General features: G+C 36.6%; 23 protein-coding genes and 1 pseudogene. 22 read left to right on the top strand and 2 right to left on the bottom strand.

Annotated features, from left to right (window positions below):
- Positions 1-104 precede the first annotated feature (104 nt).
- From OOA_RS20975 to OOA_RS00895, 22 genes and pseudogenes are all read left to right on the top strand, one after another.
- Positions 105-263, top strand: a pseudogene (locus tag OOA_RS20975) (transposase); the annotation flags it as partial.
- A gap of 250 nt (positions 264-513) precedes the next feature.
- Positions 514-732 carry a phosphatase PAP2 family protein gene (locus tag OOA_RS21350; protein ID WP_071524204.1) on the top strand — a complete coding sequence of 73 codons (219 nt, stop codon included), beginning with the start codon at positions 514-516 and terminating at the stop codon, positions 730-732.
- Between the two features lie 3 nt (positions 733-735).
- Positions 736-924, top strand: a complete 189-nt coding sequence (locus tag OOA_RS19675; RefSeq protein ID WP_008910246.1) for a phosphatase PAP2 family protein — start codon at positions 736-738, stop codon at positions 922-924.
- A 1,464-nt stretch (positions 925-2,388) separates the two neighbouring features.
- Positions 2,389-3,018, top strand: a complete 630-nt coding sequence (locus tag OOA_RS19670; protein ID WP_008910245.1) for a fimbrial protein — start codon at positions 2,389-2,391, stop codon at positions 3,016-3,018.
- A 130-nt stretch (positions 3,019-3,148) separates the two neighbouring features.
- Positions 3,149-5,662 carry a fimbria/pilus outer membrane usher protein gene (locus OOA_RS00975; RefSeq protein WP_008910244.1) on the top strand — a complete coding sequence of 838 codons (2,514 nt, stop codon included), beginning with the start codon at positions 3,149-3,151 and terminating at the stop codon, positions 5,660-5,662.
- Between the two features lie 23 nt (positions 5,663-5,685).
- Positions 5,686-6,438, top strand: a complete 753-nt coding sequence (locus tag OOA_RS00970; RefSeq protein ID WP_040690701.1) for a fimbria/pilus periplasmic chaperone — start codon at positions 5,686-5,688, stop codon at positions 6,436-6,438.
- A 25-nt stretch (positions 6,439-6,463) separates the two neighbouring features.
- On the top strand, positions 6,464-7,012 hold the full coding sequence (locus OOA_RS19665; protein ID WP_008910242.1) for a fimbrial protein: 549 nt from the start codon (positions 6,464-6,466) through the stop codon (positions 7,010-7,012).
- A gap of 52 nt (positions 7,013-7,064) precedes the next feature.
- The gene (locus OOA_RS00960; protein ID WP_008910241.1) at positions 7,065-7,967 is read left to right on the top strand and encodes an MrpH family fimbial adhesin; all 903 of its coding nucleotides are present in this window, start codon (positions 7,065-7,067) and stop codon (positions 7,965-7,967) included.
- 404 nt (positions 7,968-8,371) lie between these two features.
- On the top strand, positions 8,372-9,349 hold the full coding sequence (locus tag OOA_RS00955) for an AraC family transcriptional regulator (protein WP_008910240.1): 978 nt from the start codon (positions 8,372-8,374) through the stop codon (positions 9,347-9,349).
- 437 nt (positions 9,350-9,786) lie between these two features.
- Entirely contained in the window at positions 9,787-10,809 is a 1,023-nt protein-coding gene (locus OOA_RS00950) for a DUF1254 domain-containing protein (RefSeq protein ID WP_008910239.1), read from the top strand.
- Positions 10,810-10,911: 102 nt separating this feature from the next.
- Complete coding sequence (locus tag OOA_RS20750) at positions 10,912-11,301, top strand: hypothetical protein (protein WP_201764570.1); 390 nt, start codon at positions 10,912-10,914, stop codon at positions 11,299-11,301.
- Positions 11,302-11,366: 65 nt separating this feature from the next.
- Complete coding sequence (locus tag OOA_RS20745) at positions 11,367-11,708, top strand: hypothetical protein (RefSeq protein ID WP_201764569.1); 342 nt, start codon at positions 11,367-11,369, stop codon at positions 11,706-11,708.
- 134 nt (positions 11,709-11,842) lie between these two features.
- Complete coding sequence (locus OOA_RS00940) at positions 11,843-12,670, top strand: acid phosphatase (RefSeq protein ID WP_008910238.1); 828 nt, start codon at positions 11,843-11,845, stop codon at positions 12,668-12,670.
- A gap of 13 nt (positions 12,671-12,683) precedes the next feature.
- A complete protein-coding gene (locus OOA_RS21160; protein ID WP_008910237.1) occupies positions 12,684-13,481 on the top strand; it encodes a hypothetical protein in 798 nt (265 codons plus the stop codon).
- Positions 13,482-13,859: 378 nt separating this feature from the next.
- Complete coding sequence (locus OOA_RS00930; protein ID WP_008910236.1) at positions 13,860-14,681, top strand: SDR family oxidoreductase; 822 nt, start codon at positions 13,860-13,862, stop codon at positions 14,679-14,681.
- Between the two features lie 21 nt (positions 14,682-14,702).
- A complete protein-coding gene (locus tag OOA_RS00925) occupies positions 14,703-15,419 on the top strand; it encodes a RibD family protein (RefSeq protein WP_008910235.1) in 717 nt (238 codons plus the stop codon).
- 44 nt (positions 15,420-15,463) lie between these two features.
- Positions 15,464-16,366 carry a LysR family transcriptional regulator gene (locus tag OOA_RS00920; protein WP_008910234.1) on the top strand — a complete coding sequence of 301 codons (903 nt, stop codon included), beginning with the start codon at positions 15,464-15,466 and terminating at the stop codon, positions 16,364-16,366.
- Between the two features lie 461 nt (positions 16,367-16,827).
- Positions 16,828-17,601, top strand: a complete 774-nt coding sequence (locus OOA_RS00915) for a hypothetical protein (protein ID WP_008910233.1) — start codon at positions 16,828-16,830, stop codon at positions 17,599-17,601.
- Between the two features lie 1,347 nt (positions 17,602-18,948).
- Positions 18,949-19,749, top strand: a complete 801-nt coding sequence (locus tag OOA_RS00910; protein WP_008910232.1) for a DUF3100 domain-containing protein — start codon at positions 18,949-18,951, stop codon at positions 19,747-19,749.
- A complete protein-coding gene (locus OOA_RS00905) occupies positions 19,749-20,225 on the top strand; it encodes a hypothetical protein (RefSeq protein ID WP_008910231.1) in 477 nt (158 codons plus the stop codon). Before OOA_RS00910 ends, OOA_RS00905 begins: the two co-directional genes overlap by 1 nt.
- An 18-nt stretch (positions 20,226-20,243) precedes the next feature.
- Positions 20,244-21,569 (top strand): amidohydrolase, encoded by a 1,326-nt coding sequence (locus OOA_RS00900; RefSeq protein ID WP_008910230.1) that lies wholly within the window; start codon positions 20,244-20,246, stop codon positions 21,567-21,569.
- Between the two features lie 700 nt (positions 21,570-22,269).
- Entirely contained in the window at positions 22,270-23,454 is a 1,185-nt protein-coding gene (locus OOA_RS00895; RefSeq protein WP_008910229.1) for a M20 metallopeptidase family protein, read from the top strand.
- Positions 23,455-23,559: 105 nt separating this feature from the next.
- Here the strand turns inward: OOA_RS00895 and OOA_RS00890 are convergent, their stop codons facing one another.
- Complete coding sequence (locus tag OOA_RS00890; RefSeq protein ID WP_008910228.1) at positions 23,560-24,540, bottom strand: LysR substrate-binding domain-containing protein; 981 nt, start codon at positions 24,538-24,540, stop codon at positions 23,560-23,562.
- Between the two features lie 1,067 nt (positions 24,541-25,607).
- Positions 25,608-25,955, bottom strand: a complete 348-nt coding sequence (locus OOA_RS19660) for a DUF1090 family protein (protein WP_008910227.1) — start codon at positions 25,953-25,955, stop codon at positions 25,608-25,610.
- Between the last annotated feature and the right edge of the window lie 144 nt (positions 25,956-26,099).

Here is a 26,099-nt window from a genome sequence, read left to right as displayed (position 1 = left end):
AATAAAAAACTTAATTAAACCAAATTAAAAACAAATAATTATCCATATTAATTAATATAGTAGATTAATATAAAAAATACATTACCAACTTTATTTACCATACAGTCAGTATTCTCAAGATGAAATTGCATTTTCCTGAACTGCATAAGCCCGCATGGAAGAATGATGCGCTTTGGTCGCCGTCTTATTTTGCTGGTAGTGTGGGCGGTGCGCCTCTTGGGGTTTTAAAGCGGTATATTGAGCAACAAAACCGCCCTCATTAGCCCGCTTGCTCGGGCTTTGCTCTACCTCTCCCCTAAAAGGAAGGGGCTTCCCGCAAAAAAATAGGTGATAAAAGCTTTGAATTTTTAAATGATAAAGCCTTATTTGAACAAGCCGTTATCTTAAGGAGCACATCACGTTGGCACCAAGCTATCAGCGATGCTGATCTTTCTGATACCAGTCTAGGGAAACCATTTTCTAAGGCATTAGGTATAAATATTTCAAGCATCAATACGCCTAATATATACATTATTGAAGCATATATCACTTGATACCGGTACTTGGAGATCGTTAGAAGCAAAAGAAAATTATAAGAGAATACGACCTTTTGTTTTTTTTAATACATCTTCTTGTACACCTAATGAAGACGCTATCCTAATGAAAGATGGATCATATCCATCAGGCCATACAGCGTATAGCTGGGCAACAGCGCTGATTCTTGCTGAAATAGCCCCCTCCAGACAAAATTAAATATTGCAGCGTGGATATGCGTTTGGTCAAAGTCGAGTTATTTGTGGTGTACATTGGCAAAGTGATGTGAAAGCAGGAAGATTAATCGGCTCAGGCGTCGTCGCTCGTTTACACGCTAGCCCTGAATTTCAGCAAGCATTATCTTTAGCCAAGGATGAAATCAATCAAAAAATGAACAGTAATGGGAAATGAGTAAATCTTGACGAGTAATAAGCTCGATTAAATATTCACTGGAGCTAAGGGTTATTGATTTTTGCTGATTAATTTAAGTAAAGGCTTTTAATTCAAATAAAATTGACCTTCAAAGATCCCCCCCTTGAGACAATCCCCATAAATAGCATTAATAATTACCACTAAGAAAATCTAAATCACAGCCAAGATAACTAATATTATTATTACCATTGCAATGATAACCATAAAAACCAAATGCAAAATTAAAGCATATAATAACTTAATATTAGATATGTGTTTATTAAACTGACGAGTTATGGCTTATATCTTGATTTTTAATAACGAATATTGCCTTTCTAACTTCAAGTTTCAATCAAAATAAGACTATTTTAATTTATTAATAATCTATCTTTAATTTTTCATCACTAATGTTCACTACTGAATAATAACCTAGGTTACTAATACTGTACTAGTCTAACGTGAATTAAACTCTTTTTTATAGGTAATAATTATCAATTGAAAATTTTTAAATATAATACTGTCGTCTTATATAGAAAATAACTGTTAAATATAAGTTATTTTATAAAATAGCGAGCATATTTTGTTAAAAATAATGATGATATGTAGAATTTAATGCTAAATAACAGCAATTACACTTATATTCATAATGTAAGTAAATGGGCAAAAAATGAGTGATAACAGCCAAACACAAGCCTAAGCGCAATGCAATAGACCAGATAAATACGACAAGTCAGTACTAATAACTTTATTTAAGTCGGTAGGCAGAATTTAAACCCATGTTTACTTCATGTTATTAATGAGGTTTTTAATTGTTAAATACAAAGTCTATTATGAAATAATTTATTAATGCATTCATAAAGTTTATGTTCAAATGTAAATTATATTAATTTTACATAATTAAGATAAATATAATATATGCAATTTTAATTTAACTTTAATTTGGGATTATACTTGATATGTATTTAGTCAATTGAAAATAGCACTATAATTATTATGTATAAATACTTACTTATCATTTCTTATGTTAAATTTTAATCCTGTATTTATACTTAAATAAAATCAAATATCTTTATCTTCAATAAACTCCAAAAATAAATGAAATAATTCGTTACACTACATTTCATTTATTAATTAATTGACACAACAAAGAAAATAAAATAAAAAAAATCAATAACATGAGTTCAATTACTTTGATTCGTCATAATATAAATCACATTGCCGACATGTTAAACTTTAACAAAAAAAACTCACCAAGTAATGACTAACTCTGTATTTACGCAAAAAAAGAGTGGAAAAAGATTAAAACTAATCTAACATTTAAAACATAGAGACAATATGAATGATATTCATATTTCTTATTTAGAATAAAGAGTCACTAACTACTACATAGCCCTTTTACATTTGAATGACGCGTTAAGTAATTCAACTTAAACTTTATATAAATATTATCTTAGGAATTAAATTATGAAATTAAAAAATAAATTTATCGTTGCAGTTTTAACAACTGCAGCTGCTACCTCTTTCGCTTATGCTGCTGGCGAACAAGGCCAAGGTTCTGGGAAAGTACAATTTCATGGTTATATTATAGATGCACCATGCTCACTCGTTTCTCAAGATCCGATCAAGGTTGAATTTGGTCAAATTTCTCGTAAAGTTTTACAAGCAAGTAATAATACAGGAGAAAGCTCAGTTCAAGCATTTGATATTGAGCTGGCTGACTGTACTTTTGATGAATTACGTCAAGATGATCAACAAAAGGATATTCCGGGTGAGTATGTCGGTGACAAAGTCACTGTAACCTTCACATATGGTGCTGCAATAGTTGGGGAAGATACTAATGGCGATCCTATTGTATCAGATATGGTTGGTTTAGATGGTAAAGGCGCTACGGGTGCAGGGGTTGTTATTGCTTCTAACAATACTATCGTTAAAAATGGTGTACCACTGCCACCACAAAAACTACAAACTGGGCCAAATACATTAGGTTTTTCATCTTATGTTAAAGGATTAGGTATTGCTGACACAGGTACTACCCCATCAATCAAAACTGGTGAGTTTTACGCTACAGCTAATTTTACTTTAAGCTACCAATAATACATTATAACTAAATAATGAAATAACAAAAAACAACAAGACTAACGCAAACTATTAGTCTTGTTGTTTATAAAATTGGTTCTAATTTTACAGCAATCGATGTATTTATACTTGGATATTAGGAAGGCTTATGTTAGCCAAACCAAATACAGTAGCTTATTGCAAATGTAAATTTGTAACTATAGCCGTTTGTTTATTTATAAGTACACTCTCTTTTAGTACTCACGCCAATGATATTGAATTTAGTGTTAATATGCTAAATTTAGATGATAATGAAAACATTGACGTTTCACGATTCTCAAAATCCGACTACATACAGCCAGGCAAATATAATATGGCTTGGCAAGTCAATCAATTAAAAATCCCTGAACAAAACTTCACAATATATCAAGATGAGAAAAATGCAGATAATACTGTTCTTTGTATTCCAAAAGAGACTATTGAAACTTTAACTTTAGATAAAAAAACCTTAAAGGAAATTAAATTATTTCACAATGGGGAATGTTTAGATTTTAGCTCTCTTCCTGGGTCATCATACAAAGTTGATTTTGGCAACCAAACTCTTTATATAACGATACCTAAAATGTATATGGAATATTCAGAGGAAAATTGGGAGCCATCTTCTCGTTGGGATGACGGTATATCTGGCTTATTGTTCGATTACAACGCAAACATTAGCTCAATACATGATAATAGCTTATCTTCAGAGAATTTATCTCTCAATGCAAATGGTGTTACTGGTGTTAATTTAGGCCCATGGCGTTTAAGAGGAAATTGGCAAACATCTAATGGCTACGGCAAAAAAGCAAACGCCAATAACTCAACAAAACTTACCCAACTTTATGCATATAGAGCAATAAAAAGTCTTCAGTCACAATTATTGTTAGGTGAAAATTATTTAGATTCTAATTTATTTTCCAGCTTTAGGTTCATTGGTGGGGCAATTATGACCGATCAAAATATGATCCCCCCAAACTTACGTGATTATGCCCCAGAAGTATCCGGTGTCGCAAATTCAAATGCTTTAGTGATTATTTCTCAAAATGACCGAATTTTATATCAAACTCAAGTTCCTCCAGGACCATTCACAATAGCAGAACTTCCAAGTTACGCTAATGGGGAACTAGATGTCAGAATTGAAGAACAAAATGGGTCCATTCAAGAATACCAAGTTAATGCAACTTCGATTCCTTATTTAGCTAGACCAGGTAGTTTCCGATATAAATTTTCAACTGGCCGGCCTTCAAATGACGATAGACATACTACGGGTTCTGCATTTGCTTCAGGTGAATTTTCATGGGGCGTAAGCAATAACTGGTCTTTATTTGCGGGAAGCTTAAATAATCGGGATTACAATGCATTTTCTATAGGTTTAGGTCGAAACTTATATAACTTTGGTTCAATTTCATTTGATATTACAAAAAGCTATGCAGATCTTAAACAACAAAACAGTGATACCTCTAAAGGGACTGCTTATAGAGTAAACTATATTAAATCATGGGCTGAGCTTCAATCTCAGCTTCGTATGTCATTAGTTAAATATAGCAACGATAATTTCTATTCGATGTCAGATTTTTTATATTATGACTTTTACAATTCAATTGAAAAGAAAAATAAAGAACAATATTCTGTATCATTAAACAAACAATTTAGAGATGCTCGAATTTCAACCACATTAAATTATAATTATAAAACCTATTGGAATAGTGATAAAAATGATTATCGTTATGACCTAATCTTAACTAAATATGTTGATTTTCTTAATTATAAAAATATTTCATTAAATTTTAGTGGCTATAAAGGTCGTAACATGAACTATGATGATAAAGGTTTTTTCTTTAGTGTATCCATTCCTTGGGGAGACTCATCAAGTTTAAGCTATAACCTTGTATCCGATGACAATTACGTAAGTCATACTGCAGGAATGTATAATCGTGTTGATGATAAATTAAATTACCGTTTAAATATCGGTAGTAATGATTCAAGAGCGAGCGCCAATACATTTATAAACTATGATGCAAGCAATGTTAAACTAAATTTAGCGGCGAGCTACACAGAATCACAATATAAATCAATTAGCCTTAATGCCCAAGGTGGTATGACACTAACAGCTCAAGGTGGCGCTTTTCACCGTACAGGTATTGCAGGCAATACCCGCATTTTGGTTGATACAGATGGCGTTGAAGGTATTCCAATTAAAGGATATAGCATACCATCTTATTCAAATTCATTTGGTAAAGCTGTATTGCCTGAAGTCAGAAATTATTATCGAAATAAAATTTCAATTGACTTAAATAAGCTGCCTGATAATGCAGATGTTATAGATACAATTGATTTGGCTACGATGACTGAAGGTGCTATAGGTTACCGTAAATTCCAAATATTATCAGGACAAAAAATGATGAGCGTTATCACTTTACAAGATGGCTCTTATCCACCGTTTGGCGTAGAGGTTTTTAATCGTAAAATGCACAATATTGGAATTGTAGGAGAAAATGGTTATACCTATCTTGCAGGGTTAGTCCCCAGTGAACCTATTATTCTTAAATTAGATGATAACGAATGTGAAATTCAACTACCAGATGAACTTCCATCTGCAGACAAAACATTATTATTGGTCTGTACTAAAATTAAGCAGCAATAAACATAATTAATTTTGAGGTTTTTATGTACAATATAATGAAAATTGCATCGATAACAGCAATGCTGTCTATTGGTTTTTCTGCTCATGCAGCATTATCATTAGATAGAACCCGAATTATTTTCAATGGTGATCAAAAATCAGTAACATTGAATGTTTCTAATAATAGTAATTCATTGCCTTATTTAGCTCAGTCTTGGATGGAAAATATTGAAGGTAAAAAAGTACAAACACCTTTTGCTGTATTACCTCCAATTCAGAGAGTTGAAGCAGGTAAACCAACACAAATAAAAATTGAAGCCTTACCCGTCATTACACAAGAAGTACCTCAAGATAGAGAAAGTTTATACTATTTCAATTTCAGAGAAATACCGCCAAAAAGTGATCAAGCAAATGTGCTGCAGCTATCGATCCAAACTAAAATAAAACTTTTTTATCGCCCAAAAAGTATCATTGTTACAAGTACAGATATTAATAATGACCCATGGCAACCAAAACTAACACTCGTTAAAAATGGCGCCAAAATTATCGCTAAAAATCCAACCGCGTACTATACAACTGTCATTGGTATCGCACCTGCTAGCGATAAAAAAACAGTCGCCAATTTCGAAGCTTTTATGGTTCCACCATTTGGTGAAACAGCATTAAATGTTGACTATTCCTCAATGGGGCCCTCCCCTATTTTAACTTACATCGATGATTATGGTGGACGAGTTAAAATGAGTTTTTCATGTAATGCGACGAACTGTACATATATTAAAGATTCCTTAGTTAAATAACTGTAAGGTAATAAAGGTAAATACAATGAAAAAGGTCCCTAAATTTATTTTCCTGTTTTTAACCTTTTTATGTCCACTCGTATTTTTAAATTTTGCAGTCGCAGCAGATTCAGGCATTTTACAAACAAGGATCGAAGTGAGAGGGATCCTTATTGGTAATACATGTGAGATCGTCAATAATGATTTGAAGGTAGAAATGGGGCCTTATACAAATAAAGATCTGGTGTTTCACGATAGAATGCCCAGTGTTCCCTTTGAAATTCAGATCAAAAATTGTGGTGTTGATTTCAATAAGGACGCAAAAATTACATTCACCGGAAATGAAAGTTCAGTGATTGATTTGCAAGGTTTTTTAGCCTTAGATTCTACGAGTTCGACAAGTGGGTTCGCGATTGGTTTTGAAAATGATGAAGGTAATTTTTTGCCTCTTTATCAGGAAAGTAAAGTCTATCCATTAAAAAGTGATAGCGGCGTATTGAAGTTTAAAGCTTTTTTGAAAGCTGATAAAAACGCAAAGCGAATCGCGAGTGGTGAATTTTTTGCTACTGCAAACTTTTTAATTGAATATGAATAACGTTTAATGTGATAAACACTTGAAGATAACTTCGACTCATAGGCCATAAACTATGCTTAAGAAATTTTTATTATTATCTTACTGCCTATTAGCGGGATATATAGGATTGCAACCACTGACAGCCATTGCAGACAATGACTGGTACGTCAGTATTCCTGAATCTATCATTGATATGAACGCCCCTTGGAATCAACGATTTCAATATACTTCCGTTGTTTATTTGACTGATCAGGGATTAAAATCAAAAATTCCATTGCCATATAATTGTTCTACTGGATGTTGGGTTGCCGTTAATACCCAGAATGCAGGTAATATAAACGATCCTCGTTATGTTGATCCTGGCCAACCTAATGTCCGATTTAGGGGGGAAACTACTGGTGATGCATTAACTGCTCTTTATAACGATATAGGATCGATGATTTATACGTCTAAAGGAACTGCTCCAGATAGAACGGGTGAAGGTATTACATGGTGCGGAGCAGTTGCTATATCTCCATCTGGCGGTGGCTCTTCATATATTCTTCTACCTGGTGGTGAATGTGGCCGTTTGCCGCCAACTACACTATCATGTGTATTATTAACACCGGATGTGTTACTTGATTATGGTGAATTTCATAAAAGTGATCTTTTAGATAACACGATTGATAACCGTAAGGATGGAACATTTAAAATTAAATGTGATAGAGATGCGACGGTTCTATTATCTGTTATCAGCCAAGATGAAGAAAATAGTACCAATAGAGGCACACGAATTGTTTTTGATGATAATTTTGACCTTGTAAGTTATTTAACCATTAATGATAAAGCCGCTCTAACACCAACACCTTTTGAAGTGACTGGTGGCGATAATGGAACTGAATTTAAAGTGACATCAGAGCTTGCTTTAGAAGGTGAACAAAAAGTGGTTTTAGGACCATTTTCTGCCTATGCCTATATTGTATTATCGTATCAGTAACTCATTATTATCCCTTCGAATCAGAGCTGTTTAATTCCACAAATTCAAGCATAAACATTGTTTAGGATTATGAAATTAAACAGCTCTATTCCCTTTATTTCCCCCACATTATAAACATCAAAAAATATTGGTAATCGTTGAGTTAATCAAATTCGTAACATCGTTTTAATACACTAGATTGTTTCACCATGATAGGCATTATTCTATTGAAAATACTTTGTTTTTGATAAATGTTACACAAATATAGTATTTTCACCCAAGGTTAACTATACTCAGCAAAAGTGTATTTACGATGTTAAATTAAGCCATCAAATACCGATGTTGAGCAACTGTTTTGCACTAATCTTATTTGCGTACCAAAACAATTGCTATATGTATTGATTATAATGCAGGTACGAATATTTATGGTGAATGCAACACCATCCATTAAGCTTAGAAGCTTTCTTCAAATGGCCCCCTATCTCGCTATGCGAGGAGTATCTTCATTAGAGTTTTTTCAACGTCTTGGTATTTCTACTAATGTTTTTCAAAACCCTGATATTTGGGTACCTCGAGCGGCCTGCTTCCATATTGCTAATGAAATGGCGTCTATTGCAGATGACCCATTCGCTGGTGCCTATGTGGGATATCTGACTGAAATACGTTCACTCGGTGTTTGGGGCGAGATGATCATGGGTTCAACAAACATTGCTCAGGCTTGTGCATTTGCTGCAACTCATGCAGCCTTATTGCATCAAGGAGGAGAGGTAAAAATTGTTACCGAAGGACGTACCACAAAACTGATTCATCAATTCACTGGGCTATATGAAGCAGACCCGCAACAATTTATTTTCGGTAGCCTTGCTGTGCTCAGAAAAGTCCCTCTCATGTCCGGAGAACCTTCCGCTATTCGTGTACATATCAAAACATCAAGAAAGAGAGGTGACGATGCCCTTGAAGAATGTTTAGGGAGTAACCTTGTAATGAATGCAAGATACAACATGATCGAATTCGACCGTGATTTACTCGCTCTTCCCCTGAAACATATTCGGGATGATGCTTGGAAAACTACCGAAGCCCTAAAATCAACAATTGATACTGCCTCTGTCATACATAAGCAAATATCTGATCTGGAACAACCGAAACTTAGAACAATTTCAAAAAGTGTTGGCCTATCTCCTCGTACTTTGCAGCGTCGGCTTAAGTATTGTGGTGTTGAGTTTGAAACTTTACGTGATGAAATGCGCCGTAGCGAAGCGCTCCAGTTAATCTCTAGCGGTAAATATACTGCAACTGAAATTGCCTACATGGTGGGTTATAGTGACCAAGCGCACTTTACTCGAGCCTTTAAACGTTGGACTGGATACACGCCATCATTTTATCGTTCCTCCTTTAAGATTTAAGAACAGTCGATGATTGCTATCCTAAAGCTCGCTTATTTTTACTGTACCAACTAACAAAATAACAATAATCCCATCATATTACGTATTAAAATGATTAAAAAAACTCACTAAAACCCCACATCTAACGAAAAGCGGTTTTCCGCTATATTGAGCGTGTCGTGCTTAGCCCACTAGGTAGCGAACCGCTAGCTTTGCTTCTTTTAACCTTAAATAATGGCTTTTCATCCAAATAAAAATTTACCTTCTAAGCTCCTCGCACTTAATTTTATACGAAACTGCCTATTCCATCCTTGGCGCCAAATGGCAAGTCTTCATTAAGAAGTTCTTATATTGTCAATAACGATAATTTCAAACCCCGCAAATGGCCTATTCAATTTACCACTCGTGAGGCTTGAAATTGAGGTACTGGTCTATGTTTTTATCATCAGGGGGTTTAAATGTCGTATTTATACAGGGCTAGTATTGCCGCTCTCACATTGGCAATACTAGGAAGCGCAAACGCTCAGTCCGCCTCTGATGAGACGATACTTGTTGGTGTTGATAATTTTGTGCGCGCCGAGTCTGATCTCTATATGGGGAATATGGTGGCAAATGGAGGTTTAGGGAAGTTTGTACATAGCCGTGAACCTGTTCCGATTGATGCTCAAAGTGTCATCCGTATGAATCGAGATACTCTCTATTCAAGTGCTGTATTCGATCTTGATGCGGGTCCAGTAACCATCACATTACCTGAAGCTGGTGATAGATTTATGTCGATGCAAATCGTCGATGAAAACCACTACGTACCTGCTACTTTTTACGGTGCTGGCAGCCATACACTGACAAAAGAGGAAATCGGTACTCGCTATGTTTTTGTTGCTATCCGCACACTTGTCGACCCTGCTGATCCCAAAGATCTTAAGCAAGTACATACTCTTCAGGATGCAATCAACATCAATCAGGCACAGATAGGGGAATTTGTTGTACCAAAATGGGAGCCTGAGAGCCAAAAAAAGGTTCGCGATGCCCTTCTGGTACTTGGCGTGACGCTTCCTAACTATAATCAAGCTTTTGGCACAAAAAATACTGTTGACCCAGTTCACCATTTAGTCGGAACAGCATCTGGATGGGGTGGAAATCCAAGTAAAGATGCGACCTACCTCGGTGGTGTGATGCCTAAAAATGATGGTAAGACGATTTATCGACTCAAAGTCGAAGATGTTCCAGTTAAGGGCTTTTGGTCTGTGAGCGTTTATAACGAGAATGGTTACTTCGAGAAAAACGCATATGACGCTTACTCATTAAATAACCTTACAGCGACAAAAAATGATGATGGATCGATTGTTATCCAATTTGGGAGTTGCGACGGTAAAATTGCTAACTGTTTGCCAACGATGCCCGGTTGGAACTATACAGTCAGGCTGTATCAGCCTGAAGATGAAATTCTAAACGGTCAATGGAGTTTCCCACAGCCACAGTAATTTGTTCGGCTCAATCGAAGCCGCTTCCCCCTAAAAACGATAAGTCATCGGTCTCAGCTCCGCCGAGACCGAACCATAATAATTATAAAAATGGAGAGCGACATGAAATCCAAATGGTTTCTGATGTTTATTGGAGCATCCGGAGTAGCCAATTTTTCTGCCGTAAATGCGGAAGAAGTCGAATTTGCAAAGAAGTTAGCCAACCCTGTAGCTGCCTTGGTCAGTGTCCCATTTCAGTTTAATTACGATAAAGGCTATGGCTCCGCGAATGGCACTCGATCAGGGATAAATATTCAGCCCGTTATTCCATTTGCCATTAATAACGACTGGAATGTTATTTCTCGTACAATTATGCCGGTTATTTCTCAACATGACATCGTCGGGAAGTCAGGCGATCAATTTGGTATGAGCGATATTACCCAAAGTATCTTTTTTCTCCAAAACAACCCACCTCAAATGGACTCATCTGGGGAATTGGACCCGTCCTTTTAATACCTTCTGCTACTGACTCGCTTTTAGGCGCAGAAAAGTGGGGTACTGGGCCTAGTGCGGTTTTATTGACACAAAAAGGGAGTTTGACCTATGGCGCACTTACCAATCATGTTTGGTCCTTTGCAGGACATCGTGATCGTCAAAACATCAATGCAACTTTCTTACAACCGTTCTTTTCTTATACCACAAGTAATGCTTGGACGTTCGGAGTGGATGCTGAAAGCTCATACGACTGGAATGATGAGAAATGGAGTGTTCCTGCCAATTTCACCATTTCAAAAGTGGTCAAGCTGGGATCTATGCCTGTTAGTTTTCAAGCCGGTACACGTTACTGGATAACTGCACCTGATAATGGACCAAATGACTTAGGTTTTCGCGCAGGTATAACCTTCTTATTTCCTCATTGATCAAGAGGTTGTCCTTCTTATTTAGTTAGCTCTCCAAGCCATGAATCGGGCAATTGTGGCTTGTTTTTTTACCTAAAAATATTTTGTTAATAACGCGGTGCCATTTGAGGCATATATCGAATCTGGAGATAATAATGAAGAAAACACACCACCTTCTGTACCTAATAGCACCTTTAGCTGGCTTATTATGTTCTAACCTTGCGATGGCAAGTGATACTGGGCCAGACGTAACCGATCCTCATTTCAAGCTCGAACCTGGTTACCTTGAACCCGCAAGCTTACCTGTACATGTAGCTTTACTCGGCGCACCACCAAAACCTGAATCAGCAGCCTTCCAACGCGATGAAGAGGCTCGTCTAGCTGCATTAGCATTGCGTGGCACAACTCGTGAAAAGTTAGCGGCAACAGATGCCGAATTGACATTTCCAGCTCCAGCAAAAGCATTTTCATGTGCATTTGGCACTGACATTAACGAGAAAAATACGCCGCACCTTTATTCCATGATGCAACATGTATTGACGGACGCTGGCGGCTCAACCTATGCAGGAAAAAACGCTTATAACCGTACTCGCCCTTTTGTTCAACATAACGAAGGAACTTGTCGTAAAGACATGGAGCCAGTGCTAAGACAAGATGGCTCATGGCCATCGGGTCACTCGGCTGCTGGCTGGGCTTGGGGATTAGTGTTGTCTGAAGTTCACCCTCAACGAGCAACCGAGCTGTTAGCTCGTGGTTTGGCATTTGGTCAAAGTCGCGTAGTTTGCGATGCACATTGGCAGAGTGATGTCGATGCGGGACGTATTATGGGCGCAGCAACAGTAGCCGTGTTACATGATAATCCTGCATTCCAAGCAGATCTGGCAGCAGCGAAGCGTGAAGTACAAGCAGCAGTTAAAGCCGGCTCGAAACCGACTGAAGACTGTGCAGCTGAACGCACTGCTCTCTCCTTAAGTTTACACTGAGAAGGTCTTGATTATGACAAACAGTGACTGTGTGCAAAACAAGCTTGTTTGGTGGGCTCTACCATTAGTATTTTTAGCTTCTGGCATTTTGAGCCTCCCAGCAGGGGCGACTCAAATAACATATCAGGCATATCAACCTGTAGAAGAGTGGCAGTTCACTGTTTCTCCGTATATATGGGGGGCTGGTGTTCGTGGAGACGTTGGCCATCGGTCAACGGGTACTCAATTCATGAAAGCTGATTTTTCGGATATTGCCCATACCCTTGATGTTGCAGTAATGGGGCTAGCGGAAGCTCGCAAAGGTCCATACAGCCTATTGGTTGATCTGATGTACATTGATACAACCACTAAAAATAGCCTACCAAATGGAGCAACATCACGCCTCAAGGTTGATAATCAAACATTTTCTGGTTTTTTTGGTGGGGGATATACCTTACTGGAAAGCAACGGAAGCCGTCTTGATGCAACAGGCGGCATTCGAGTCTGGTACAGCAACACCACATTAAAATTTCAAGGCGGATATGCCGATGGGATATCAGGCAGTGACAGTGCAACTTGGGTGGATGGTGTTGCAGGACTGCGAGGCCACTACGCTTTGACACCAACTATCTGGCTATCAAGTTGGGGATTAGCGGGTGGTGGACAATCTCGATTTGATTGGGATGCCGCAGCGTTAGTCGGATGGGAATTTACACCCGGTTTTTCTGCTGTTGCAGGGTATCGTGCTATGGGGGTTGATTATCGTCATAACGGATTTGTATATGATGTTGTACAGCAGGGACCAATATTGGGAATAAGCGGTACATTCTGAGAGTACGTGCACAATAAACAGCATCTATAAACTGTTTTTTTATTGTTAATCAATAACCACTCTTCATTCATTTCGCAAAAATAGCGCTGATAAATGCTACCGTTGCAAGCTCGTTACTTATCGTAACGAGCATTTTTTTGTACTACGAATAACTATATTAATGCTGATATACAAAGCTCAAACAGTGTTTCAGATATCAGCGCTATATATTCTTATATTGTATAGTTTCATCATTAACAATTATTTTTCCCATATTAATTAACCTCGTTCACTGCATTAGATTGTTTCGATTTTAAAAACAGTTCATGCAGATCTTTCGGATTATCAAATCAATCGTTATCGGCTATTGTTTTCTTAATCAAACATGAGGAAGTAATTATGCCAAAGACTGTATTAATAACAGGGAGTTCATCCGGAGTGGGTGAAGCGACAGCTAAACTATTTGCAGAACAAGGATTTAATGTTATCGCAACCATGAGAGCGCCAGAAAAAAATAATCGTCTCGATGGGATCGCAAATTTAATTAAAACTAAACTTGATGTAGAGGATATTCACAGCATTGAAAGTGCTATTTTTGAAGGTATAGATGCTTTTGGAAAAATAGATTTAGTTATTAACAATGCAGGCTTTGGGCAATACGGAGTATTTGAAGGGATTCCGATAGAAAAAATCCGTAAAAATTTTGACGTCAATCTTTTCGGCGTAATGAATGTAATGCAACAAATCGTGCCTATTTTCCGTCAGCAAGGCGGTGGCATAATTTTAAATGTGAGCTCTTGTGGTGGCATTATCGGTTTACCCTTAATCTCAATTTATGCATCGACAAAATTTGCATTAGAGGGGTTTCTAGAGTCAGTCTCCTATGAATTAGCATCGCAGAATATAGTCACTAAAATATATGAACCCGGTGGCATAATAAGCCCTTTCCATGAACGTTCAGCACATGAAAATACTGGAACTAATGGCATTACAAGCTACGATACTTTTGCAGATAATGTAAACAATGCTATGCAAAAAATGGGGCAAGGCGCTGCGACTGTCGAGCAAGTCGCACAAGATATTTATTTAGCAGCAACTGATGGAACTGATAGGTTACGTTACTGCGCACCTTATGGTGTAGAGAATTTGGTTAAAGCGCGACGAGAGCTTGGCAATGATGCCTATGAGAAATATGCTCGCACACAGCTACCAACAAAATAAGTCACATCTGGAAAATAAACAATGAACAAACCCCATATTATTTGCCATATGTTGACCTCATTAGATGGTAAAACAACTGGCGATTACTTAGCTGCACCTGAAACTGAACCCGGTTTACTTGCATATGAAACAACTCATGCCAGTTTTCATGCGACGGCTTGCCTAGCAGGTCGAATTTCAATGGAAGAGAATTTTACCTTTTTCCAAAAACCCGTCTTTGATTCAAACCCAACGCTATATTCTCGTGAGGATTATATTGCAGAACAAAATCTAAATGACTATTTGGTAGTTATCGATACTTCAGGGAAAGTCGCTTGGCAAACTAATATCGTGCAATATATGGAAAGGCCTCCAGCGCATATTATTGAAATATTGACGCATAAAGCGACGGACGAATACATTTCATATCTAAGAAAACATCAAATATCTTATCTATTTGCCGGTAATAGTGAGTTAGATCTACCTTTAGCATTGGACAAATTGTATCGACTTTTTGAGATTAAAACCCTCATCGTTTCTGGTGGCGGCCGCACTAACGGTTATTTTTTGCGCGAAGATTTGATTGATGAAATCAGTATCATCGTTGTTCCTGTTATTTCAGGTGATGACAACGCAGTGACGTTATTTACTGGCGCTGATAATTTACCTACAGCAATATCGACAAGATTTAAATTAAACAAAGTAGAAACACTTGAAGGCAGTTGTGTTTGGATGCGCTATCATGATAAACACCAATAGATAATTTCGATTTAACTCAGCCTATATTAATTTAAGCGATTACGATGAAATTCTCAAAAACCACATTGTTTGATCTTCGAGCTGTCATGGCGATAGAAAAGCATCGTAACTTTCGCAAAGCTGCGCAGGCGTTAGGTATATCCCCTTCTGCATTAAGTAATTCAATCTCTGCATTAGAGGCCAGTATCGGGGTTCGCTTATTTAATAGAACAACCCGTAGCGTCTATCTTTCAGATGCTGGTCAATCTTTTTTACAACGGATCAATCCTGTTGTTCATGAATTAGAACAAATATTAGAAACGGTGAGTGAGTTTCGTGATACACCAAAAGGAACGCTAAGAATTAGTACTTCGGAAGTTGCGGCGAGAATTATTTTCCCAACCGTATTAGATAAATTTTCTGAAATGTATCCCGAACTCACTTTGGATTTAATTGTTCAGGAGCAATTAGTTGATATCGTATCTGAAGGAATGGATGCGGGGATTCGGTTAAAAGAAATGGTGCCTAAGGATATGATTTCGATTCCAATTGGCCCTGAATATTTTCGTCCTCTCGTTGTTGCCTCCCCATGTTATTTTGAAAAACATGGAACACCTTCTACACCTAATGACTTAATTCATCATAACTGTATCGCATTTAGGTTTAATAGCGGAAAAATATATCATTGGGAATTTATTAATAATGGCATTTTCACCGAGATTAAACCTATCGGAAACCTGATAGTCAATAACCATAATATCGCCATTGATGCGGCAAAAAGTGGTTCAGGCATTGCCTATATTAATGATTGGAGCATACGAAATGAACTCGCACGTGGCGAGCTGGTTTCGGTATTGAGCAATTATGAAATCACCTATGAAGGAATGGCGCTATATTTCCCCGGTCATCGACTCATTCCATCAGGGCTTCGAGCATTAATTAATCTGCTGCGCGATCATGCATATTAAACGATTTAATTATCAGCGTTCCCCTAACATTGATATCAATGCAATCCCCCATTAATAGATAATTTTTTCAAAAAAACATCGTTGTTTAAGATAGATGAAAATACATAATTTTGGTTATAAAAACAGGCAGACATCCAACAATCCCAGATAAGGATGTTAAATATACTTCCACTCAACAAATATTATCTCGTCTATCCACATCAATAATGTGATAAATTAAATTTCAATTACTTTCACCCACTCGACACTTATGTTCTAACTATAGAAAATTGAGGATCCATAGGGATTAAAGTAATTAAAAATCAGTTAAACACCCCATCTTATACTAAATAGATATACTTATTAATTTAAATTACAATGACAAATATAAATATTTAATATAAACATTCATTGTTTATGTGATTTATTGATTAACAGTAAATAATGTTTAAACTAGAACATTATTTATATAAGGAATAATAATGAATCTGTTTAAAAAAATCACTTTAGTATTAGTTGTGTTACCTTTGACTGCATGCGGTATCGTAAATAGAGAAAAATCACCGACAATTCCTAATGGCATTTCCCCAGAATCTGCATTATCAGTAATATCGGAAACGCCACTAAAAAAAATTTATAATGAAAGCTTTGTTACCTATACAGTTCCAACAAATAAGATTCATTCTTGGGATGAATCTTACACTAAAAGTTATGTTGACTACTGTTTTAATGAGGGATATCAGGTTTATAGTGTAACAGCCCCCCTTGGTGCATATATCCGCTGCGTAGATGAAAAACAAGACGTTACGTTTCAAATTACCAAAACCCGCTCTTACTCATTGATAGCTAAGTTATCAATTGCTGATAAGAATAATATCACTCCTTATATGAATGAAATGAATAAATTTGCAAAATCAATTAACGCAGAAACTCCATTTACGAAGAGTGAAATTAAATTCTTAGAGTTCTCTAATGAGCATGAAAAACAAAGACAAGGTATACTTAATGAGAAAAAACAATTAGCTAACTCTTTAGAATTAGCAAAAACAGCAGGTGTAGGAACATATGCATGCTTTGATAAAAATCATATGACATATATTGGCTCTATTGAGCAAATAACAAACGAAAAATTTAAAATCTATATCTCACGTGTATTATCATCTGGATACATGAGCAACATACAACCAGAAACAATTTGGATAAATAAAGCAGAATTAGGTTGGTATATTTGTGATTTCAATCTAACTATGAATTAATAATAAGGATTGAATAAACATCCCCTGCATGCAGGGGGTTTATATTTAGTACTATTCATTAGTAATTATAAAAACGTAAGTATTATTACCAATAAAATACAGACTCTTTATTTATCAATACTCCTGAATTTTAGTAACTAGAGGTAGTTAACACAGGGGTAATTTGACCTTTTTTTGAAGAGAAATGGTAATAAATGAAACGTTATATCTACGCATCAAGGGAGCACAAAGTTCCCTTCAAATGATAGGAATAAAACTACATATGAATATATACATAAGCAATAATCAACCAATACATTCTGTTCTATCTGGATTCATTGCACTTGATACGAATAAATCAGAGGTGAAAGCATTATCACAGACCAGAACCATCCCAAGCTCGGGAACACCTCGTGTTAATTTATCCTTCATTGTAAGGAGTTTTGCTTATATCTATAGTCTAAAAATTCCTCGATTTATCTCTTTTTACTTTAAGTAATAATTTTTACTTCGAATAAACATTGACCTTTACTACTTGCCTTTACAACTACACTTGAATAAAAATAAGGGGGAAAGTAAATTTGACTTAGCACTCATATATCTTTGAATATAAACTGCCTTACGGATTCAAATAAAAGACGTTTCACACCTTCACAATTCACTCGATACTCACTCTATTTCCACACTCATCCGTGATTAATTAAGCTAGCGGTTATTTCCTGGTTTTTTGAACTTATACAAAATATGGCGCATGATTATTGGAATACAATAATATCATTATCAATATTGTGACCTGTATCAATATTGACAACATACTGTAAATTTCATCAGACTTATCGATTTGATCTAGTATAAAGAATATATTTAGACACTAGTCGAATATTCTAATATTAATGTTAAAATTAGGTATAATCACATGACAAACTGGAAACCAAGTGAATAATCTTTTCGAAAAAAAATAATTTTTATGATTATCCAAATAAAATTTAAATAGCGTTTAATCCCGAACAAATAAAAAAGTAAGATCTAGTTCACATTATAAATTCATTAAAACATCTAACTTTTTACTTCAATAAATAATCAACCCCACTTATCAAACAACATTTCCTACAAAATATTATAAAACCCTATCATAATGAAAAATAAACAATTAATTATAAACTTCCAATTATAAACACGTAATTGCATTAGGATTAATCAATAAATATTAATTTATTGTTCTTGGTCATGCCTTTTAGGCATGACTAAGAACATTTTGGAATATTGTCAGGAAAACAGTTTCATAGTTAGTATGAATCTGCACAGGGTAAGTGTTTTTATAAATATGCACAGTTCTTCTCAATAACAATTCCTATAAAAGGTAACACTATGGGTATATTAAAAGATAGTAAGTTGCTTTTGGTTGGTTTATTTATCATTCTTCTTGCGGAAGCAATAGGGCAAATTAAAATCGGTCTGGTGATGATTTTTCCGATGCTTTATTCCATGTTAATGGGTGGTATTATAAGCTTTCCGAAATTCAAAATTCTCAATGAAAAAAACATGGCTCATGCAGCCTCAATTATGAGTGTGGCTTTAGTCGTACTCATTGCCAAACTCAGTACTTCCGTTGGCGCATCTTGGGAAAAAATTATTCAGGCTGGTGGTGCACTGATCCTTCAGGAAGTCGGTCACTTTATCGGTACTATCATTATGGGTCTGCCATTGGCAATTATGCTTGGCATGGGACGTGAAGCTGTTGGTGCCACTTATTCTGTTGGCCGTGAACCCAATATCGCAATTATCGAAGCTAAATACGGATTAAGCTCACCAGAAGGTCGTGGTGTGATGGCAATGTACATCTGCGGAACGTTATTCGGCGCTATCTGGATGGGCATACTCGCCAGTGTTATCGCAGGTCTAGACATACTAAGTCCGCTCGCACTAGCGATGGGGGCAGGTGTCGGAAGTGGCTCTATGTTAGCAGCCGCTGTTGCACCTTTGCTGGAGCTCTATCCTGACCAAGCTGCGGATATTCAAGCATTCTCATCCTCTGCGAATCTAATGTCATCCGTATTAGGCCTGTATGTCTATATTTTCTTCTCCTTACCATTTGCTTCTTATCTGTACAACAAGCTGTCAAAAAAACGTATTGCAGCAGCCGCAAATAGCACTAAGGATAACGAATAATGAAAAAAATGACAGAAATTGCCGTACTCCTAGTTATCGTGGTGATCTTAACCGCTCTGGGTGATGCAGTCGGCGGATCAATGTACGGTCGTGGTGAATTTACACAAGTATTTAGTGATACATTACTGGCAATGGCACTGCTAGGCGCTATGTCTTTTGTGGCTTATCTGATTGCACAGATCCCACTATTAGGAAAACTGCCGGTTATCTTCTGGGTTTCGCTGATTGCCGCTGGCCTATGTTCACCATTGTTCCCATACGACAAAGAAATGATCGCAATGACAGGTAAAGTTTCGATTGCCGTTATCAGTACCACTGTACTGGCATTTGCAGGTCTTTCACTCGGTAAAGATATTGATAAGTTCAAAGCAATTTCTTGGCGTATTATCCCGGTATCACTGGCAGTATTCTCAGGGACATTCTTATTTGCTGCGCTTATTGGTCAAGTGACACTCTCATGGAGTGGTCTTATCTAATCAGGGGAAATATTCAATATGACAATAACCAAAGATCAATTGAAAGCAAAAGTCTGCGAAGTCATTGCAAGTCACAAAGACGATATTAAGAAACTTGCAGAGAATATATGGGCAGAGCCTGAACTCGGTTATAAAGAAACTAAAACAGCAAAGAAAGTCGAAGCTGCATTTGATTCACTGGGCGTCAGCTACCGTAATCAATTAGCACTAACAGGTGTCAAAGCCCGACTTAAAGGTGGAAAAGGTAGCAAACGCAGTATCGCGGTGATCGGTGAACTAGACGCCATTATCTGCGCTGAACACCCTGATGCGGATGATCAAACGGGTGCTGCGCATTGCTGCGGTCATAATGCACAAATAGCTAATATGATGGCAGTGACAATTGGGTTAGTTAATTCCGGTGCCATGGAATATCTAGCTGGTGATGTAGTACCTTTCGCCGTTCCTGCGGAAGAATATGTAGAGCTTGCCTATCGCAGTAAGCTGATTAAACAAGGGAAAATAAGTTATATCGGTGGTAAGCCAGAACTGATTTCTCTCGGTGAATTTGATGATGTTGATATGGCATTACAAATCCATCTAACAAGTGTCAAACCTGAACGTGATAACGGCTTTATCGAAATGTCCACGACCACGAATGGGTTTATTGGTAAGCTGATTAATTATAAAGGTAAATCATCACACGCCGCAGCTGCACCGCATGATGGTGTTAATGCTCTGAATGCTGCCATGATGGGCATCATGGGGGTGAATGCTATCCGTGAGACCTTTCAGGAAAAAGATTACATTCGTTTCCACCCGATCATCACTCAAGGCGGTGATTTAGTGAATGTAACGCCGAGTGATGTGCGTCTGGAAAGTTATGTTCGCGCCTCAAACGTCTCTGCAATGATAGATGCTAACGAGCGAATTACTCGTGCGTTAGTGGCAGGTGCGATGGCTATCGGCGCTGAGGTTGAAGTCAAAGATTTGCCAGGCTATCTACCACTATATAACAATGACACTTTGAATGACCTGTTGCAGCATAATGCAGAAGATCTGATTGGCGATGAAAATGTCTGGATTGCAAAGCATATGACGGGTAGTACAGACACTGGCGATCTATCTCATATCATGCCTGTTAGCCATCCTTGGATTGGCGCAATCCGCGGCGGTTTACATGGCAAAGATTATGTAGTCTTTGATGATGATATGGCTTACATCCGCCCTGCTCAAATGATGGCAATGACAATTATTGATTTGTTGTTTGATGATGCATCGGCAGCAGAAGCTCTGTTAGCTGATTACAAGCCTCTGATGAGCAAAGAAGAATACCTTGCGTTTATTAGTTCATTTAATAACTAATCATCTCGTAAGCTCCTTGATACGCCGCCAGAAATGGCGGTGCATCTATCAATCAGATATCGCGTTTGAAGTGATTCATTCGAGAATGGTGCCAAATATAGAACAATTACATTAATGCTGTATATTTATTCTGTAATCCAAGTGTCATTTGTATTAACAATAAAATTTTCAGTAATAAAGAAAATTTTTAGTAGTAATTATGTGAATAGCAGGAAAACTGACTGGATAATATGAAAGAGAGTTAGCTATACATAAATAAATTCATCTTAAATTTAGATTAATAAGATTGTATATATTTTTATCATCGGTATTAGATTTATAATTCCATAGTTTAATTGACAGTAGAACGTTAATTTTAACCAATTGATATTAAATGAATTTATTATATAAAGTGACTGTGTAATTTAAACTTATTGTATTATCATCATTATTGTTCATGCTCCATGCAATACTGATATGGTATAAATACGATCTTCGTCACGCTTAGTTTATTAATATCAACGTTAAAATCAACACTCTAAAGAATAACGATTAATTACTGCTAGCAAAAAGCTAGAGGCTTCATAAAACAGAATTTTATCGTAATACTAAAATGCACTAATTTTGAGCAGATGTAGTTATGCATCACTAATGCTCGCGCTTACACCAGGGATGCTTTTATCAGCATACAAACCAGCTTCAATATACGAGGTATTATGTAATGACCAATAAATATAACATCAGTGAAAAGCTATTCACTCTTGAAGCATTCAGTAAAAAAACACGTCAGGATTTACATAAAATCCCTGAGATATCTGGTCAAGAATACAAAACCTCAAAGTATTGCCGTGAATTGATGGAAAGCTTCGGTTATTCCATCCGTAAGTTTGAGGAATATACTGGTTTTACAGCAGATTTAATCATTGATCCAGCAAAACGTCTGATTGCTTACCGTACTGACATCGACGGCCTTGAAATGCCGGATCTGACCAATAACGAGCACACTTCTGTACACGAAGGTCGTGCGCACAACTGTGGTCACGATACTCACATGACCATAGCCCTGACAGCAGCCAAGTATCTAAGTGAGAATCGTTCAGAACTGACTCATAACGTCCGCTTTATTTTCCAGATGGCTGAAGAAGATATGCGCATTCCAGGTGCGGACAAAATGGTCGAAATGGGCTGTATGGATGGAGTCGATGAAGTTTACGGCTTACATAATGATGCCGCAATTGACACTGGATTCATCCGTTTTAATTCTGGAGTGATGTCATCTTATGGCTCCGCATGGACCCTTGAGGTACATGGCGTTTCTGCTCACGGTTCTACTCCACACAAAGGGCTAGACGCAATTCGCGAAGCGACTCGTATTATTGATTATATGGATTATATTGTCGCTAAAAAAACAGATCCTTTCAGCCCTGCAGTATTTGGCTGCGGTATGATTAACGGCGGAACTATCCCAAATGCGCTGGCTGATTATGTTCAAGCACGTGGTACTATCCGCTCAATGGATGAAGAAACAGATAAAGTCTTAAAAGCGAGCTTTAAAGAAATTGTCGCTCGTAGTGAAGCTGGTGGTTTCAAAACAACTCTTGAAGCCTCTGGCTATCCGGCTGTCATTAACCATCCTCAAGCGACCAAAGCAATTTACGATGCCGCTGCGGCATTCTTGCCAGTAGAAAATATTGAAGCAAACGGCAAACCAATGACAGGTAGTGAAGATTTCAGTTATATGATTAATGCCACCAAAGATAAAGTCGGTGCAATGTACTTTTTAGGCAGTGGTAATAAAGCGAAAGGTATTAATAACTATCTGCATGCTAACCCCTATTTTGTCGATGATGATAGCCTGCTGATTGGTGCTCAAATCTTTATTAATATTGCTACCCGTTTAAAATAGAAACTATATTCTAAATAATCCGAGTGGTATGCAGTCAACAATACTGCAACTTGAAATATAACGAACTAAAGTCCGGTAACAAATTAATGCTACCGGACTTTTTATTTAACTGAGTTCAGGTAAGGAGGAATAAAGCAGGTCACGCGCTTTTTGATCAACCGGTAACCATTTTGCTGGTTGATGAATATAATTTAGATCAAGATGGGGGGCATAACAGGAAATAAAATCATACATATAATCTTTCAAGTGCGTATGACGACTAATACAAATATGGGTATAACTTGGTTTCACCAAATTGCTAATATTAATACAGCGTAATGTTTCACTATCCTCTTCTACATCAAACGCAACTGATGAAATAATACCCACACCAACCCCACGTTTTACGTAGAATTTAATAATTTCTGTATCAACTGCCGTTAATACCACGTTCGGAATCAAGTTATTCTGATAAAACACCTGATCCAGTTTGGAACTCCCAGTAAAACCAAATACATAAGTAATCAAGGGATAATTCGCCAGCTCTTTAATCGTTAGCTGTTCGTCCTGAGCTAGTGGGTGATCATGCGGAACAATCACGCTACGGGACCACTGATAACAAGGCATTGTCAGCAAATCATCATAGAGGTGTAGAGATTCGGTTGCTATCGCAAAATCCACATCACCATTATTGACCATTTCGGCTAACTGAGCGGGAGCACCTTGATGAAAATGCAGCGAAATATTTGGGTAGCGTGCTTTGAAGCGCTCGATGACTTTAGGTAATTTATAACGAATCTGGGTATGAGTTGTCGCAATATGAAGGCTTTGTTTTGTGTTGGTATCTTCTTGCGCGACTAAGCTTTTTATTTTATCGAACTGCGCAAGGATATCACAAGCGACATGATGGACTTTTTCGCCAATCGGGCTGAGTGATAATAAGTTATTATTTTTTCGATTGAATAAAGAAACGTTTAGTTCATCTTCCAGAATTTTAAGTTGCTTACTCACTGTTGGTTGTGAGGTATACAGTTTTTCGGCAGCATTTGTGATATTGAAATCACTCTTGACAACCTCAACGAAACTTTTGAGCTGACTAATGTTCATTGCTTATTTATCCAGTCATAAAATGGATTAAAAATATTAGAATTATTGATAGACAGAATATAGGTGAGATGCAACATACTCTATCTTATGAATGATAACATAAGATAGGTGATTAATAAATAAACATACCCGACAAGAGCCACTACAGAAGTCGTTATTGCTATACCTTAAATTAAATACCAAAAAAGTTTACACGACTTAAAGACAACTTAATCCATTATTCCCTATACAGTCGACTATATAGTAATGGTGTGAGTAATTCATACCAATATAACACTTAACGCATAGGTACAAGTTTATTACTTCAATTGAGGGCAGCCTTTTGAATCTGGCAAAATATCACCTATAACCATATGATATTTTTATAATATCCATATACTTTACATCTGCTAAATAAAACAAAAATACTCAGTAAATAGATATTCTTGGCAATTATATCTCAATTATCAAAAATGTTAGGTTTTATCTATCGTTAAATAATTAAAAACGAATTGTGCTCAAAAAATCTCAACCATAATAGATTAATATTTTTGGCATTAAATATTATCTCAACAAACCTAAAACGAGTGTTTATACTTAAACCGATTTTTATTGAAAAATAAAATATTTTTATTACCTGTCTATCTTTATATTTTTGCTCATTCTAGCTTCAAAATTTCCAAAGGTAATTGTCTATTGACCCATGCTAATCTTTTATCGTGCTGATCAAATGTCCTTCAGCAAATTCTAAATTATCATATTCTTGTACAACGCTACGCCAAAGCCCGTATACCAGATAATAAAAAACCCGTACTAGACGGGTATCATTAGGGTCTGTTTATCTTTGCTGCTGATTTTTACCATACCAATCGGTTTAAATAACAGCAATATAATCATATCACGTATTTAGGTGCCTAAAAAACATCACCAAAAACCCTAATCCGTAAATGAAAGCGCCCTTCGGGTTCGATTAAATATGATTTTTCGCTGTATTGAGCGACTCTTGCCGAGTTCACTCGGCGGCGAGCCACTCGCCTTGCTTCTTTTTGTCTTAACTAAAGACGTGTCATTCGAATAAAAATTGACCTTCAAAGATAAACAGCCCCTAATCTAAATTTATTTTTTTGTATATCTTTGATTATCTGTGAAAGTGACTCAATCTCTTCCTCTAGATATCTAATGGTATCATCTGAGTAGTGTCGGTTTAGCTTTGTGGCTCCCGTCGCACCTGAATAATGGTCATAACAATTACGACTTACTTTATCTATGGCTCGTTTTAGTCCCTTAATCCTATATTCATTTCCATACTGTTTCGCATAACTCAATTGCTTTTCCAAATTATATAGTTTCTTTTGACAACTATAATTTCTTGAATCAGCGTTTGATGCTATCGGGATGAGAGCCAACGATAAAGCAATTAGCAAAGCCTTATTCATAATTTCCCTATAATTTAATAAGTTAATTTAAACTAATATGTATAACATCATAGATACTGAGTGAATAGGATTGGAACTATCTTAATTTGATGTGTTTATAGTTATTACTCTTACTTAAAAGTCTATAAAACAGACTTAACAAAT

The organism is Providencia burhodogranariea DSM 19968 (genome assembly GCF_000314855.2).
GTDB lineage: Bacteria > Pseudomonadota > Gammaproteobacteria > Enterobacterales > Enterobacteriaceae > Providencia > Providencia burhodogranariea.
The sequence above is the reverse complement of the archived record's forward strand: the minus strand, read 5'-3'. Positions and strand labels throughout refer to the sequence as shown.

Excerpts from the sequence above, each read along its gene's own strand:
- OOA_RS19670 (WP_008910245.1), top strand. The coding sequence starts at position 2,389 with ATGAAATTAAAAAATAAATTTATCGTTGCAGTTTTAACAACTGCAGCT.
- OOA_RS00975 (WP_008910244.1), top strand. The coding sequence starts at position 3,149 with ATGTTAGCCAAACCAAATACAGTAGCTTATTGCAAATGTAAATTTGTA.
- OOA_RS00970 (WP_040690701.1), top strand. The coding sequence starts at position 5,686 with ATGTACAATATAATGAAAATTGCATCGATAACAGCAATGCTGTCTATT.
- OOA_RS19665 (WP_008910242.1), top strand. The coding sequence starts at position 6,464 with ATGAAAAAGGTCCCTAAATTTATTTTCCTGTTTTTAACCTTTTTATGT.
- OOA_RS00960 (WP_008910241.1), top strand. The coding sequence starts at position 7,065 with ATGCTTAAGAAATTTTTATTATTATCTTACTGCCTATTAGCGGGATAT.
- OOA_RS00955 (WP_008910240.1), top strand. The coding sequence starts at position 8,372 with ATGGTGAATGCAACACCATCCATTAAGCTTAGAAGCTTTCTTCAAATG.
- OOA_RS00950 (WP_008910239.1), top strand. The coding sequence starts at position 9,787 with ATGTCGTATTTATACAGGGCTAGTATTGCCGCTCTCACATTGGCAATA.
- OOA_RS20750 (WP_201764570.1), top strand. The coding sequence starts at position 10,912 with ATGAAATCCAAATGGTTTCTGATGTTTATTGGAGCATCCGGAGTAGCC.
- OOA_RS00940 (WP_008910238.1), top strand. The coding sequence starts at position 11,843 with ATGAAGAAAACACACCACCTTCTGTACCTAATAGCACCTTTAGCTGGC.
- OOA_RS21160 (WP_008910237.1), top strand. The coding sequence starts at position 12,684 with ATGACAAACAGTGACTGTGTGCAAAACAAGCTTGTTTGGTGGGCTCTA.
- OOA_RS00930 (WP_008910236.1), top strand. The coding sequence starts at position 13,860 with ATGCCAAAGACTGTATTAATAACAGGGAGTTCATCCGGAGTGGGTGAA.
- OOA_RS00925 (WP_008910235.1), top strand. The coding sequence starts at position 14,703 with ATGAACAAACCCCATATTATTTGCCATATGTTGACCTCATTAGATGGT.
- OOA_RS00920 (WP_008910234.1), top strand. The coding sequence starts at position 15,464 with ATGAAATTCTCAAAAACCACATTGTTTGATCTTCGAGCTGTCATGGCG.
- OOA_RS00915 (WP_008910233.1), top strand. The coding sequence starts at position 16,828 with ATGAATCTGTTTAAAAAAATCACTTTAGTATTAGTTGTGTTACCTTTG.
- OOA_RS00910 (WP_008910232.1), top strand. The coding sequence starts at position 18,949 with ATGGGTATATTAAAAGATAGTAAGTTGCTTTTGGTTGGTTTATTTATC.
- OOA_RS00905 (WP_008910231.1), top strand. The coding sequence starts at position 19,749 with ATGAAAAAAATGACAGAAATTGCCGTACTCCTAGTTATCGTGGTGATC.
- OOA_RS00900 (WP_008910230.1), top strand. The coding sequence starts at position 20,244 with ATGACAATAACCAAAGATCAATTGAAAGCAAAAGTCTGCGAAGTCATT.
- OOA_RS00895 (WP_008910229.1), top strand. The coding sequence starts at position 22,270 with ATGACCAATAAATATAACATCAGTGAAAAGCTATTCACTCTTGAAGCA.
- OOA_RS00890 (WP_008910228.1), bottom strand. The coding sequence starts at position 24,540 with ATGAACATTAGTCAGCTCAAAAGTTTCGTTGAGGTTGTCAAGAGTGAT.
- OOA_RS19660 (WP_008910227.1), bottom strand. The coding sequence starts at position 25,955 with ATGAATAAGGCTTTGCTAATTGCTTTATCGTTGGCTCTCATCCCGATA.